The sequence below is a fragment of the Volucribacter amazonae genome, from assembly GCF_029783845.1.
Lineage (GTDB): Bacteria > Pseudomonadota > Gammaproteobacteria > Enterobacterales > Pasteurellaceae > Volucribacter > Volucribacter amazonae.
The window spans coordinates 83,488-95,875 of the sequence record NZ_LWID01000001.1; the positions used below are offsets into that span (position 1 = coordinate 83,488).

A 12,388-nucleotide genomic window follows, 5' to 3' on the forward strand; every position below is an offset into this window, starting at 1 on the left:
ATCCTTAGTTATCTTTTTTATTTCACACTTTTGGAACATTCATTTATGTCAAACAAGCAACCACAAATCGCCATTGTTATGGGTTCACAAAGCGATTGGTCAACTATGCAAGAAGCCAGTCAAATTCTCGATCAATTCGCTATTCCCTACCACGTTGAGATCGTTTCGGCTCATCGCACCCCTGATAAACTCTTTCACTTTGCCGAAAACGCCGAGCAAAAGGGTTATAAAGTGATTATTGCTGGGGCTGGCGGTGCCGCTCATTTACCTGGAATGATCGCCGCCAAAACTCTTGTACCAGTGTTGGGTGTACCAGTAAAAAGCGCAATGTTAAGTGGTATAGATAGCTTATATTCCATTGTACAAATGCCGAAAGGTATTCCTGTGGGTACATTGGCGATTGGCCCAGCTGGTGCAGCAAATGCAGGTTTATTAGCCGCTCAAATTCTTGCGGCATTTGATCCCCAATTAGCCAATCGTTTGCGTGAGTTTCGTCAAGCACAAACGGATTTTATACTCAATAACCCAGATCCACGAGGTAATTAAATGTCGGAACAATCACTTTATCCAACGGTTTATGTGCTAGGCAATGGACAACTTGGGCGTATGCTAGCTTATGCAGGCGCGCCTTTAGATATTGACGTAAAGCCTTTAGCCTTTGATCAGCCTGTCTTTAATTTAGCCCACGATAGCCTCATTACCGCAGAAATTGAACGCTGGGCAGAAACCCCTTTAACCGAAATGCTTGCCCAACACCCTAATTTTGTCAATCAACAAGTGTTTGGTTTATTAGCGGATCGTCTTAGTCAAAAATCCTTACTTGATGAACTCAATCTGCCAACCTCGCCTTGGCAATTAGTTAAAAGTGCGGTGGATTTTAGCGATATTTTTCGCCAAATATCGCCGAAAGTGGTGGTAAAACGCCGTACAGGGGGGTATGACGGACGTGGGCAATGGATTATTGAACAACATAATCTTGAGCAACTTAGCCAAGAGCTTTGGGGCGAAATTATTGCTGAAGCCTTTATCCCTTTTGACTATGAAGTTTCTTTAGTGGGCGCAAGATTTGCCAATGGCGAAAAGCGTTTTTATCCTGTAACCCATAACCTACAACAAAATGGGATTTTGCGTTATAGCGTAGTGACCCAATCCAGCTCGCCGTTACAAGCTCAAGCCGAAATGATGCTGGGCAAAATTATGGATAAACTCAATTATATTGGCGTAATGGCAATGGAATGTTTTGTGGTGGGCGATCAATTATTAATTAATGAACTCGCCCCTCGTGTACATAATAGCGGACATTGGACGCAATTAGGGGCAAATATCAGCCAATTTGAATTGCATTTGCGTGCTTTACTGAATTTACCGACACCGCCATTAATGCTTACTGCTCCAACGGTAATGGTCAATTTAATTGGCACTGAACATAATCCAGCTTGGTTAAGCAATCCCCTAGCCCAATTACATTGGTATGGTAAAGCAGTGCGACCAGGGCGAAAAGTAGGACATATTAACTTAGCCCATCAAACCCATAGCGAATTAATTGCGCAATTACAACAGCTTGCTACACAACTACCCGAAGATTATCAGGTTGGACTAAACTGGGCAATAAGCCAATTAAAATAAATCTAATAAATAAAGAGGTAATTTGATAAAAATTTAATAGATTTTTATTCTTATTACCTATTTATATGTAATACTTGCTAAACAAAAGGAAGTTAAGTATAAAAAACAACACACAACATTAATGATTGACACTATAAAGTAAGGATTAAATTATGTTTGAACAAATTAAAGCTGCCCCTGCAGATCCTATCCTTGGTTTAGGCGAAGCCTTTAAATCAGAAACCCGTTCGCCAAAAATTAATTTAGGCATTGGGGTTTACAAAGATGCTCAAGGCAATACCCCTATCGTCAAAGCGGTAAAACAAGCGGAACAACGCCTATTAGACACCGAAACCAGCAAAAATTACCTTACCATTGACGGCTTAGCCAGCTTTAACCAGCAAACCCAAGTGCTATTATTTGGCGAAGACAGTGAAATTATTGCTCAACAACGTGCCAAAACCGCTCAAAGTCTTGGTGGAACAGGGGCATTACGCATTGCTGCTGAATTTATTAAACGTCAAACCAATGCGAAAAATGTTTGGATCTCCACCCCAACGTGGCCAAATCACAACGCCATTTTTAATGCCGTAGGGATCAATATTCGTGAATATCGTTACTATGATAAAGAAAATAAAAAATTAGATTGGGACAATTTAATCGCTGATTTAAGCCAAGCTGAAGCAGGCGACGTAGTTTTGTTACACGGTTGCTGCCACAACCCAACAGGAATCGATCCAACCCCTGCACAATGGCAACAACTCGCCGATTTATCCGCACAAAAAGGCTGGTTGCCGCTATTTGATTTTGCTTATCAAGGCTTTGCCAACGGTTTAGAGCAAGACGCTATCGGTTTACGCACCTTTGCCAACAATCATCGTGAATTATTAATTTCCAGTTCTTATTCCAAAAACTTTGGCTTATATAATGAACGTGTTGGGGCATTTACCCTTGTGGCGGACAATAAAGAAATCGCAGAACGTGCCTTTAGCCAAGTGAAAGCCATTATCCGCACCCTCTACTCTAACCCATCATCACATGGTGCAAGTGCGGTTGCGTTAGTGTTAAGCGATGCAACATTAAAAGCTCAATGGATCGAAGAACTGGCAGAAATGCGTAACCGTATTAAACAAATGCGTCAGCGTTTTGTGGATTTACTAAAAGAATACGGTGCTGAGCAAGATTTCAGCTTTATTATTGAACAAAATGGTATGTTTTCATTCAGTGGCTTAACACCAGAACAAGTAGATCGGCTAAAAGATGAATTCGCCATTTACGCCGTACGCTCAGGACGTATTAACGTCGCAGGTATTACCGAAGACAACATTCGCTATTTATGCGAAAGCATTGTGAAAGTGTTGTAAGATATTAATGATTATTAAATCAAAAGCGATAACTTTGTTATCGCTTTTTTTACTAATATCAATACCTTATCTTAGCGTTTTTAATTGACAATATTTTTTAAATTAAGACAGGATTGATTTTAGAATTTTTTGTTTTTATGCAATTTCATTAATACTTTCGCCAAAACGAGAAAAAGCGAAAAGAATTGAAAAACAAACCGCACTTTTCTATCTTATTTCAAATTAAAACTATATTTAACCACTTTTACCACTTATTTATTCTGTTGAATAAAATGTATTCGCTAACCATTGAATAATTTTAGCATCAATACGATTTAATAAACTTGGATTTAATGGAATAATATCATAATGAAAAAAATCAATATAATCTTCTTTAATAGAATAATGATAGAAATCATTATAATTAGATTGATCCCAACAAATATCTCTACGATAATAAAGCATATTGTTATCTTTATCTGTAACAATAACTGCTGTTCTTCCCCATTCACCTACATACCATGTTTTAACAAATACTTTTCTATTCTCTAAGTATTTTTTGCTTTTTCTTGATATTCTAATGTAGAAAACCTATCATATATTAGATCTTCATTAAAATAGTATCTTTCATCATTTTTATCTAAATTATTAATTAATTTATTTACTCCTGTAATTCGCCAATGCTGGACAATCACAAAGGTTAAAAACAGGCTTAATAAGCTAATTAATATTATTTTTAGTGTTTTCATTTGATTTTCCTTTTATTAATTTACTACTTTTCATTTTCTGTTATAGATATTTCCATTTGAGGAAAGAAATAAGTTTGTGATTCAAATAATTCATTTTCTACCAGTTTTTGAGTTTCTCCTTTATCATTTGTATTTCCTGTTATTAAACGATTATTTTTCGTTAAAATAGCAAACTCTCTTTTATTTATTGCATAGTTCGTTTTATCATCTTGTAATTTAAACCTGATATGCTCATTTTCGCTGGGTTGGATATTCTGATATTGAACCTCTTTTTCTTGTAAACCAATTCTTATTCCATTTAACCAAATGCCTTCTGCATCAATAAGAATACTATTTTGTGCAAATCGCAGTAGCAATTTTTCATTATCCATAATTAAGCTGGTTTGTTTACCCACCTCTAATTTAATTTCTTCCTGTCCATAATGAAAGATTTGTTTAGCAATAACGCTTTTTAGTAGACTAATCGTTTCGGCTGAACTTCCAGCTAACACATTTTTTACTTCATTACCTGTGGTAATTTGAGTCTGTCTTCCTCGATCAATTTGGGTAAATTGTTGCCCGCCTACATTTAAAGTGCGGTCATTTTTGATAATATTTTTTTGATCTCGTTGTACTTCTGTTGTCATATTACGTTGAGCATGAATATCAAAACGTTAAACACGACCAATAATAATAGGTGATCGGGATCGCCCTCTAAAAAACTCACTATCACTTCTTGTCCTATCAGTATGTAATACTAAAGCATCTTCATAAGCAACAGTTTGTGATGATAGATTGATGCTAACATCAAGTGATTTTTTCACTGCCATTGTATTTGCCTAAAAAAATTAAAGGAATTTAAGAAAAGAATTTTGACTAAATAGTAATATCACAAATTATAAAACAATCTGGTTAAATTATCATCATCAAAGTAAATAATATGATATAAAGGAAATGAAAATAGTCGTTAATTAATTATTAAAGTAAAATTAATATAGCTATATTATAGAATAAAAAACCAAGAAGATTTGTTGGTAAAAAATTTACCCTTGCTATAAGTACAAGGGTAAGCGAAAAAATATTGTATAGTCGTTTCAATTAAAAATAAGACAAGGTAGTATGCCGAATACAGTACAACTAGTACGGCGAAGCGTGCCAACACTGTATTATTTTAAAGTGGAATGACTATATATTACTTTCCTACGAAAACTTACTTAGAAATAAAAATATCCTAAAATTAGGGCTATATTAACTAGCCCTATATTTTCCAAAATTTTTATTAATTTTTATGCAATTGTTGCTTTTCATCAAATTGCACTTGCAAAATGCCTTCTACTTGCTGTAGGACTTGTTTAGTTTTATCTGGTTGAGGGGTTTTAATTGCAAAAGCTGCAAAATTTTTATAGTCATAAACAATCTCTGCTGATTGTTGATGAATCGCTGTTAATACCTTATCGCGTTTAGCAACATCATAATAAACAATTAGTACATCAGAATTAGATTGATTAGTCTGCTTATCCATTGCCTGTTGCTGACGATAAAAATCCCATTCATCAACTTGTTCACCATTGGGTAACAAACATATCCCATATTCATTCCCTTGCGCATCTCGTTTTACCTCTGATTTTCCTCCTTGTTGCTCACAATAAACCGAAGCTGGATTTGCCATACCAATCATTAGCAATTCCGATTGTTCTTCTTGTATTTGATGAACATCACTACAAGCGGCAAGAGTTAAAAATGCACTGATAGCTAATATTTTTTTCATTCTTATCCTCGTTTTACGAAATAATTTACCTTAACAAGTTATATATGACCCTATATATTGATAAAAGTTGTCAAAATTTAATAAAAGGCATAAAAAAAGCCTTAAAATATTTAAGGCTTTGTTATATCCAGTTATGTCTATTTGGTGCTGGGGTCATCTGAATTAATAACCTTTAAGCCTTGATAATAATGAATTCTTTTCAATTCAACTCTTGTTCATAGTCCATACCATAGTCCATAAAAACAAATTCATCATTTTTTAACCAATTATAAGTCAAAAACACAAAAAACTTTTTTTATAAAAAATTCTTAACTTCTTAACTTCTTAACTCTTTTATCCGTAACTATTTGAAATAAAAAAGAAAAATAGCATAACAAGCAAATAAATTTCTTAACCTGTTCTTAACTCTTTAACCTTATTTCTTAACTATTTGATTATTTTTTGTTCTTTTTTTTGGGGGGGGTATTTTGTCTGAATAAAGCCAATGATTAACATAAACAACAAAATTATTACTTGTTCTATAATAGCTTTTTTACTATGCCACTTTGTGGATTTTCTGCCGTCTATTTTGGCTATATGTAGTTTTATGTAGTTCTTTGGCTCTTGGATTATCTTGAAAAATAAAAAAGCACCCCGAAAAGTGCTTATTTCATAGATTGGTGGTTAGTCATTTTGTAGTTTTTGTTTGGTGGCGTTTTTGTCCTTTAGGGTAGCGTTGGTATGGCGTTTTCCTTGTGCGAGTGTGCGAATGGAAAAGCGAATATCAAAGCCACTTGATTTAAAGGCTTGTATTAGCTCTCGTTCTAAATGCTTTGGCTTAAGTTGATATTTGGCTTCTATGCCGTGGTGGTGGCAATATAATAAATATATCCAATATAATCGATTAAAGACTAAATCCGTGCTTAAGTCTGGCACGTGAAGCAAGCTACCCATTATTAGCCCTTGTCGGCTTGGCATAGGCAATAAATCGAATTCTTGAACAAAGTCCAATAAGTGATCGTTATCTCGCTTTAATGCTAAGACTTCCGCACTATTTTTCTGAATAAATAAGGCTTTTAGGGCAATATCAGGGGTAGGAAATGCACTGATAATTTTTTGAATAATGCCACTTAACTCGCCTTTTAATTTGCTTACTAACTGATAATCTCTATCTTGTTCGGGAACGGCTTTATCAAAGGGAAATATCACTCGCCGCCTATCCATTCCACCACCATCATTTTTATAAATCGGCAAGCTATTTGAGCAAATGGCAAAGATAGCATTAACAGATTGGCTAAACGGATCTTTATACTTAGGGTTAAAGTCCAAAGGCTCGCCACTAGATAGCTTTTTAAAGGTGGAACTATCGCCAATATATCGCCCTTCATCTGAAGAATATAAAAAAGTTTTATCTAATACCTTTGAGCGTGATACGGGGTTATCAAGCTCTTTTAAGGTAATTCCCTCGTGATTGCCGTTGCCACTTAGCAATTTAGCCACTTCAATAAAGACGGATTTACCGCCGCCCGCTTCGCCGATTAGCTCTAATGTTAATTGCCATTCAGTACGATTAAATAAAATCATATATAACGCCGCTAAAAAGGCTTGTCGGCGTTCGTCCTTGCCATAGCTGATAAAGGTTAGCCATTTATCAAAATTAGGTGTAGGCAAGCAGTCTTGACAATAATCGCAAGGATTAAAGCCAATTAACCAATAATCTGGATCAAAGGGCATTAACTCAAGGCTATTTTTATCAAGTATGCCATTGTTAAAGGCTAATAAGTTAGGTTTGGCGATACCCATTAAGGGCAAATCTAGGGTTAAACAATCCCTTACCCCTTTCACTTTCTCTAGGGAATATTTGGCGTCATAATGCCTAAAAAAAGCAGTAATTAGCCTTAATATTTCCGTATCATTCATACTTTCCCACGCTTTGCCATTGTAGCGGTATATGCGGTTATTTAGGGCGTTATAGGCTAATTGGTAACGTGGCTCGGCGGTATGCTCGCACCAATCAATAAAATATTTTGCCCTATCATTCGGGCTTGCTCCCTTGATGATATCCGCCATATCTAACGGGCTTTGCGCTTGGTTATTTTTAGCCACCACCTCCGCTACGCTGTCGCCTTGTCTAATCCTGGCTAAATAATCCGTTAAATCTTCTAACCGTTCACCAATATTATTCACGATGGCCAGCCGTTGAATATCGCTATTTTGGGCTAAATTGACGCATAATGTGGCGATTTGGCTTTGGGTTAAGGGGTTAGGCTCGGTGTAAACTAGCGTGGCGATTTGATAGCCTTTAGGGGCGATTTTCACGCCCTCTAATTGATTGATTTGGTGTTGCCCTAACACAATCGGCAAGCTGTCATAGCGGTTTGGGTTTTGTCCGTCTACGCTATCTAAAAAGATTTGCCAGTCTAAGCCTTGCCCGTTGGTGGCTTTGTCTTTGGCATTTTTGCGATAAAACGCCCACGCATTCGCCCCCACCAAAATATAAAGCTCGGTTAGGGGTTCATTACGTTTCGCCACTTCGCTTAAATTAGGGGCATTGGTTAATTTATTCGCCATATTCCACCACCTTTTTAGCCAAATTAATCAAGCCTTTTACTTCGCCACTATGCCATAAAGCTACCGTAATTTGATGCTTTAATATGTCATCTTGAATAGTTTCAGGTTTGCCCGCAATGGCGATAATTTGATTGCGCAAGCATTGCTGTTCAAAGGCAATGCGGTCTAATAGGGCAAGTAGTCTATCTTGGTTCATTATTGCCCCCTTAAATATTCATATCGCTTAAATGACATAGATTATCAAGCATAAGTTTACTTACGCCCTCAAGGGCTGCAGCGTAATCCATTGGCTCGTCATAATTAGATTGGCTCATTATGTTAATAATGGCATAAGCTTGCCATAGGGCTTGACGTGCGTCTTTTAAGGTTTTGACTTCTTCAGCGGTTAATGTGGTGGTTTGTGTGTTTTGGTTTAAATTACGCATAGCTACCCCCTTTTACGGCTTGAGTTAAGGCAATAGGGGTAAAAAGTGCGGTTAGTTTTGTGAAAGTTTTCATTGCTAATAGTCCTGTAAATAAATTATCAAAGGCTATCGCTAAACTTCTCACGGTTTGGCGATAGCGTATAGCAGGGTGAGAAACTGCCTTTACAGGAAAACAGCCAATCGCTAAGGATTGCCCACTATACGCCATCATAGAATGATATGCTACCAATCCAAAATTGGATCGGTTGTTTTCTTTAGGTGTGCGAAAATCACGAACAAAAAAAGCACGTTTTTCTTTTGGCGTGCTGTTCGCCTGTAAACTATTCAGCTTCTCACGGCTGGCACTTTCTTTTTCAAAGTGCGGTGCTATTTTGCCATTATTTTGTTGGGTTTGGCAAGGGGGTATGATTAAAGTGCGGTCATTTTTAGCAGAATTTGGCAAGCGTCCTAATAGAATAAGCACATAATCACGGGCTAAATAGGCTCTCGCTTGATTTTCGCTTTCCGCTAATATGCGGATTTGTTCGGCTTGGGTTGGGTCATAGTGCTGGCGTGATACGCCTAAAAATTGATAAATCATTTTAGTAACTCCACTGAGTAAATTTTCAGAAGTTACCGCCTGAAGTTTCCAGGCTTGTGGGCGGTAACGCATAACGGGCTGGAAAACTGCGATCAGTGGTTCGCAGCAAAGGGCAAAACCTTTCCCGCTATACGCTACCATAGAATGACGCCATTGGCGTGCTTGGGGTGTGCGTATGCTACGAATAAAAAAACACGCTTGAGGCGTGCTATTCGCCACTGATTTATCGTTCGAGTTTCCAGGCTCGGCAATCGTTTTTTGCGATTGCGTGAATAATATAGCCTTAAAGCGGTTTTGTTGTAAAGCCTTTTTTGTGTAAATTGTGGTATTATTGCTAGGTTTCATAATTCATTCCTATATGTTAGATAAGCGAGTATCTCGTTTTGAGATACTCTTTTTTTTGGCTTGCCGTCTGTTCAAATTGAGCAAATGGACGGTTATTTTTAGCAGCCGTTAAAGGTTCACTTATGAAAAAAGTTCATACGTGGAGAAAATCCAGTCGTGAAAAATTTTCACTCCCCCTTTTTAAGGACTGCAAAATCTTGATATTTTGCTGACAAAATCCGCTATTTTGCGGTCATCTTGTCAATAAATATCAACATTTAGATGACAAGTTTTGACAAGTTCAATGCCCTTTGTTTATTGGCTTAATGGTGGGGCGTTTCTCGCTTTGCTAATGTTAATAGCCAGTCTTTCCGTTGCTGGTAATTCATATCAAGACGAATTAAGGCGATATCCGTTTCTTGTAGTTGGCTAAGCGTGGCTAATTGCTGTGGCGTAAAACATTCCCTTATATTCCCTTGAATGCCTTGCTCTTTTCGCCATTGGTTAAGGCTTTGCCCTAATACAAGGCTATCTAGCATACTGTTTTCATTCATAAAGTAATGGGCTTTAACGGGCTTACCTTGGCGGATTAAATAAGCTTTTAGCTCATCAGTTAATCGCTGATTATTGTCAATGGTGGCGAGTCTGATTTGTGTTTGGGCTATCTGCTTACGGTAAACTTTAGGGGCTATGGTGGCTAATTGTTTTTCTGCCTCGATAAAGTGCTGGCGAATTGCTTTACCTACGGGGCTTTTTTCCATTAAACATAAATGTTTCGCCATATCTAAGCTAATGATGTAATCAATTTGCTTTTGTGGTCTGGCTTTAGTGTATTGCTCATTATTTGCGCTCGCCCGTTTTGGTGAGCTCAAATTTTCAACAACAATAAAATCTAAACCATTAATAAAATCAGCCTGCTTAATACGGGCTTTTATCCAGTTAGAAAAATCACGCCCCACGCCTAAGGCTTGATGTAAATTTCTTGCGTCTATGCCGTGAATGCTCTCTTGTTGTTGGTTGGTATAGGGTTGTTGTTTTAGTAGTGCAATAATTTGATGTTGCATTGTCTTTCCTCGCTTTAATCTCTGTTTTTCCTCGCGCGCGCGTACTGGTAACAAAATTCATTATTTTGCCGTTATCGTTTCAACAAATTTCAATCAGTTTCAACATTTGCCGCTTTTCTGCCCTTAGGGTTATTTAGTGGCTAACTGATGAAATTTAATCAGTTGCTTTAATTGCTTTTCAGCTTGTAATGTTGCCGTTCGATAACTTTCATTATTAGGATATTGCTTATAATCACGCTTAAAGCTCTCTAGTCGCTCGCTAAGCAATAAAACCACTTCACCTAAGGGGTAAGGCTCGTTATCGTTATAAAGGCTCATAAAGTGAAATAGCGTGCGTTTATTGAGATAATGCTCAATCGCTTGGCTAAGTAGTCGCTGTTTAGCTATACGGCATTTCATTTCTTTTCATCTCCATTCTTCAGGTTTTTTCAGGTAGCTATTAAGTTAGCTATCGAGTTAGCTATTAAGGTTTTATTACCTTTTGCCCGGTCTCCTCAATGTTGAGAAAAGCCCTGTAACGCCGTTTTCTGTAACAATGCTTTCCGCAAGGAATAATTTAGCCCGAGCTTTATCATAACGGCGTTTTCGGATAACAATTCATCTACTCGTTTTAGTTCTGGTTCGGTTAAGAATTGGCGTATTTCTGCGTCTTTTGGATAGCCCCTTGCGGTTAGCCATTTCTTTTTACCCACGCCCAAAGTAACACGATAAACAAGATTATTTTCACGGCTATAGGCGTGGGGGTCGTCTTTGCCTTGTCGTTCTAAACTTGCCTTAATGGCATCATTTAGCCGTTGTTGGTCTTGTTTTAAATTCGCCCTTGAGCTAATCCACTTTCTCATATGATTAAACTCGTTAATGTAGGCTTCTTTAAACTGCATTGCTTTCTTGCCAGTAAAACCCATCACAAGCAAAGTAAAACCGTCTTGGGTCATTAGGTATATTGGTTGCCTTTTTCCTCTGTCATCTTTGTAATTTGACGGCTTAAAATTGAGCCGCCAAAATTCAGGCGAGCAATTCAATTCTTTAATAGCTCTTAAAATATTTTTATGTTGCTTGTCAAAGTAACTCGCCACTTTTAAGCTGTCGGTTAGTGCGGTCATTTCTTTGTTAAATAATTTAGGGAAAACCGCCCCATTAAAACACTCTTTCATCATTGTTCTGTTTCCTCTTGTTTTGGTTTAGTGGCTCAATTTGAGCGACTAAAATCACGCCTTAAAATTCGCTAAATAGGCTTGTTGCTCTTGCTCGGTCATCAAGCCTAAATCCCGTTTTACTCGCTCCCTGTTTAATAGGGCTATCGCCTTAATGGCTTCTTTTCGGTTGGCTAGGCGGTAAATCGTGTATTGCCCTAGCTCGCTTTGAGTGGTGGACTGGGTTTTAATCAGGGCAATGTTATGCTTGCTTTCCAATTCCGCCACTTCATTGCGGCCGCTATTAATAAAATAGTTCATATCAATTTCACGCCCACTAATCCCGTTAGGGTGGCTAAGTAGGGCAGTAATCACTTTCCCTTTACGGGTAAGGGGTTTTGTTTGGGTTGTCATTGGGTTGCTCCTTTCTCTTGTTTACTCAAAAAGGCTTGTATATCACTTTCGGCAAAACGTGTAGCAAAGCCTAATTTGGTCTTTTTCAGTTTGCCCGTTCTCACATAGCGATCGATAGTTGCCGAACTTACCGCTAAAAGCTGGGCTAATTCTTTCTTGCTGTAATATTGATTAATATTGCCCATTGTCTCCCCCTTTATTATCAAATTTAGCTAGCCACGCTTTAACGTCGCTTTCTTTCCAACGTGAGCTACGCCCCCACTTTTCAGGCGGTGCGAGTCGTCCCGCTTTCACTTCACGATAGATAAAGGTATGCGATACATTGCCTAACTCTCGTAATTCTTTAACGGTTAAACGTCTTTCTACTTGCTCTGTCATTATTTTCCCCTTGTGGTTGGTTTATTTTGATTTATGTCTGGTTACGTCTTGACGTGTTGGGGATTATGAACAAAAA

Annotated in this window: 18 protein-coding genes; 3 read left to right on the top strand and 15 right to left on the bottom strand. The window is 37.6% G+C overall.

Translation table 11 applies throughout. From position 1 onward, the window contains the following. The first annotated feature begins 45 nt into the window (after positions 1 to 45). The 3 genes from purE to A6A20_RS00430 all read left to right on the top strand — a co-directional run bounded on the left by purE (position 46) and on the right by A6A20_RS00430 (position 2,969). A complete protein-coding gene (gene purE, locus A6A20_RS00420; protein WP_279571621.1) occupies positions 46 to 546 on the top strand; it encodes a 5-(carboxyamino)imidazole ribonucleotide mutase in 501 nt (166 codons plus the stop codon). Next, positions 547 to 1,626, top strand: coding sequence for a 5-(carboxyamino)imidazole ribonucleotide synthase (gene purK / locus A6A20_RS00425; protein WP_279571622.1), 1,080 nt, complete (start codon positions 547 to 549; stop codon positions 1,624 to 1,626). Positions 1,627 to 1,778: 152 nt separating this feature from the next. Further along, positions 1,779 to 2,969, top strand: a complete 1,191-nt coding sequence (locus A6A20_RS00430) for an amino acid aminotransferase (RefSeq protein WP_279571623.1) — start codon at positions 1,779 to 1,781, stop codon at positions 2,967 to 2,969. 255 nt (positions 2,970 to 3,224) lie between these two features. On the opposite strand, the gene A6A20_RS00435 is transcribed toward A6A20_RS00430, so the two are convergent. The 15 genes from A6A20_RS00435 to A6A20_RS00505 form a co-directional block, all read right to left on the bottom strand. Next, positions 3,225 to 3,413, bottom strand: coding sequence for a hypothetical protein (locus A6A20_RS00435; RefSeq protein WP_279571624.1), 189 nt, complete (start codon positions 3,411 to 3,413; stop codon positions 3,225 to 3,227). A gap of 83 nt (positions 3,414 to 3,496) precedes the next feature. Continuing rightward, positions 3,497 to 3,697 carry a hypothetical protein gene (locus A6A20_RS00440; protein WP_279571625.1) on the bottom strand — a complete coding sequence of 67 codons (201 nt, stop codon included), beginning with the start codon at positions 3,695 to 3,697 and terminating at the stop codon, positions 3,497 to 3,499. A 23-nt stretch (positions 3,698 to 3,720) separates the two neighbouring features. Further along, on the bottom strand, positions 3,721 to 4,341 hold the full coding sequence (locus A6A20_RS00445; protein WP_424585433.1) for a bacteriophage T4 gp5 trimerisation domain-containing protein: 621 nt from the start codon (positions 4,339 to 4,341) through the stop codon (positions 3,721 to 3,723). A 9-nt stretch (positions 4,342 to 4,350) separates the two neighbouring features. Next, positions 4,351 to 4,506 carry a hypothetical protein gene (locus tag A6A20_RS00450; protein WP_279571627.1) on the bottom strand — a complete coding sequence of 52 codons (156 nt, stop codon included), beginning with the start codon at positions 4,504 to 4,506 and terminating at the stop codon, positions 4,351 to 4,353. A 449-nt stretch (positions 4,507 to 4,955) separates the two neighbouring features. Next, positions 4,956 to 5,444, bottom strand: coding sequence for a putative hemolysin (locus A6A20_RS00455; protein WP_279571629.1), 489 nt, complete (start codon positions 5,442 to 5,444; stop codon positions 4,956 to 4,958). 663 nt (positions 5,445 to 6,107) lie between these two features. Further along, positions 6,108 to 7,994, bottom strand: coding sequence for a DNA primase family protein (locus tag A6A20_RS00460; protein ID WP_279571630.1), 1,887 nt, complete (start codon positions 7,992 to 7,994; stop codon positions 6,108 to 6,110). After that, on the bottom strand, positions 7,984 to 8,190 hold the full coding sequence (locus tag A6A20_RS00465) for a hypothetical protein (RefSeq protein ID WP_132688235.1): 207 nt from the start codon (positions 8,188 to 8,190) through the stop codon (positions 7,984 to 7,986). Before A6A20_RS00465 ends, A6A20_RS00460 begins: the two co-directional genes overlap by 11 nt. A gap of 10 nt (positions 8,191 to 8,200) precedes the next feature. Beyond that, positions 8,201 to 8,419, bottom strand: coding sequence for a hypothetical protein (locus tag A6A20_RS00470; RefSeq protein WP_279571631.1), 219 nt, complete (start codon positions 8,417 to 8,419; stop codon positions 8,201 to 8,203). Next, complete coding sequence (locus A6A20_RS00475; protein WP_279571632.1) at positions 8,412 to 9,344, bottom strand: host cell division inhibitor Icd-like protein; 933 nt, start codon at positions 9,342 to 9,344, stop codon at positions 8,412 to 8,414. The genes A6A20_RS00470 and A6A20_RS00475 overlap by 8 nt, the downstream gene beginning before the upstream one ends. Positions 9,345 to 9,646: 302 nt before the next feature. Continuing rightward, positions 9,647 to 10,387, bottom strand: a complete 741-nt coding sequence (locus tag A6A20_RS00480) for an antA/AntB antirepressor family protein (RefSeq protein WP_279571633.1) — start codon at positions 10,385 to 10,387, stop codon at positions 9,647 to 9,649. 129 nt (positions 10,388 to 10,516) lie between these two features. Continuing rightward, a complete protein-coding gene (locus tag A6A20_RS00485) occupies positions 10,517 to 10,786 on the bottom strand; it encodes a hypothetical protein (RefSeq protein WP_279571634.1) in 270 nt (89 codons plus the stop codon). Positions 10,787 to 10,881: 95 nt separating this feature from the next. Next, positions 10,882 to 11,544: a Rha family transcriptional regulator gene (locus tag A6A20_RS00490; RefSeq protein WP_279571635.1), complete on the bottom strand. Its 663-nt coding sequence runs from the start codon at positions 11,542 to 11,544 to the stop codon at positions 10,882 to 10,884. 51 nt (positions 11,545 to 11,595) lie between these two features. Further along, positions 11,596 to 11,934 (bottom strand): hypothetical protein, encoded by a 339-nt coding sequence (locus A6A20_RS00495; RefSeq protein ID WP_279571636.1) that lies wholly within the window; start codon positions 11,932 to 11,934, stop codon positions 11,596 to 11,598. Then, on the bottom strand, positions 11,931 to 12,119 hold the full coding sequence (locus A6A20_RS00500; protein ID WP_279571637.1) for a helix-turn-helix domain-containing protein: 189 nt from the start codon (positions 12,117 to 12,119) through the stop codon (positions 11,931 to 11,933). The genes A6A20_RS00495 and A6A20_RS00500 overlap by 4 nt, the downstream gene beginning before the upstream one ends. Continuing rightward, on the bottom strand, positions 12,106 to 12,312 hold the full coding sequence (locus tag A6A20_RS00505; RefSeq protein ID WP_279571638.1) for a helix-turn-helix transcriptional regulator: 207 nt from the start codon (positions 12,310 to 12,312) through the stop codon (positions 12,106 to 12,108). Before A6A20_RS00505 ends, A6A20_RS00500 begins: the two co-directional genes overlap by 14 nt. Between the last annotated feature and the right edge of the window lie 76 nt (positions 12,313 to 12,388).

Bases quoted from the DNA above. Each gene is read 5' to 3' on its own strand.
- A6A20_RS00495 (WP_279571636.1), bottom strand. From the start codon at position 11,934: ATGACAACCCAAACAAAACCCCTTACCCGTAAAGGGAAAGTGATTACT.
- A6A20_RS00485 (WP_279571634.1), bottom strand. From the start codon at position 10,786: ATGAAATGCCGTATAGCTAAACAGCGACTACTTAGCCAAGCGATTGAG.
- purE (WP_279571621.1), top strand. From the start codon at position 46: ATGTCAAACAAGCAACCACAAATCGCCATTGTTATGGGTTCACAAAGC.
- A6A20_RS00480 (WP_279571633.1), bottom strand. From the start codon at position 10,387: ATGCAACATCAAATTATTGCACTACTAAAACAACAACCCTATACCAAC.
- purK (WP_279571622.1), top strand. From the start codon at position 547: ATGTCGGAACAATCACTTTATCCAACGGTTTATGTGCTAGGCAATGGA.
- A6A20_RS00470 (WP_279571631.1), bottom strand. From the start codon at position 8,419: ATGCGTAATTTAAACCAAAACACACAAACCACCACATTAACCGCTGAA.
- A6A20_RS00475 (WP_279571632.1), bottom strand. From the start codon at position 9,344: ATGAAACCTAGCAATAATACCACAATTTACACAAAAAAGGCTTTACAA.
- A6A20_RS00450 (WP_279571627.1), bottom strand. From the start codon at position 4,506: ATGGCAGTGAAAAAATCACTTGATGTTAGCATCAATCTATCATCACAA.
- A6A20_RS00435 (WP_279571624.1), bottom strand. From the start codon at position 3,413: ATGCTTTATTATCGTAGAGATATTTGTTGGGATCAATCTAATTATAAT.
- A6A20_RS00505 (WP_279571638.1), bottom strand. From the start codon at position 12,312: ATGACAGAGCAAGTAGAAAGACGTTTAACCGTTAAAGAATTACGAGAG.
- A6A20_RS00460 (WP_279571630.1), bottom strand. From the start codon at position 7,994: ATGGCGAATAAATTAACCAATGCCCCTAATTTAAGCGAAGTGGCGAAA.
- A6A20_RS00500 (WP_279571637.1), bottom strand. From the start codon at position 12,119: ATGGGCAATATTAATCAATATTACAGCAAGAAAGAATTAGCCCAGCTT.
- A6A20_RS00430 (WP_279571623.1), top strand. From the start codon at position 1,779: ATGTTTGAACAAATTAAAGCTGCCCCTGCAGATCCTATCCTTGGTTTA.
- A6A20_RS00490 (WP_279571635.1), bottom strand. From the start codon at position 11,544: ATGATGAAAGAGTGTTTTAATGGGGCGGTTTTCCCTAAATTATTTAAC.
- A6A20_RS00455 (WP_279571629.1), bottom strand. From the start codon at position 5,444: ATGAAAAAAATATTAGCTATCAGTGCATTTTTAACTCTTGCCGCTTGT.
- A6A20_RS00465 (WP_132688235.1), bottom strand. From the start codon at position 8,190: ATGAACCAAGATAGACTACTTGCCCTATTAGACCGCATTGCCTTTGAA.
- A6A20_RS00440 (WP_279571625.1), bottom strand. From the start codon at position 3,697: ATGAAAACACTAAAAATAATATTAATTAGCTTATTAAGCCTGTTTTTA.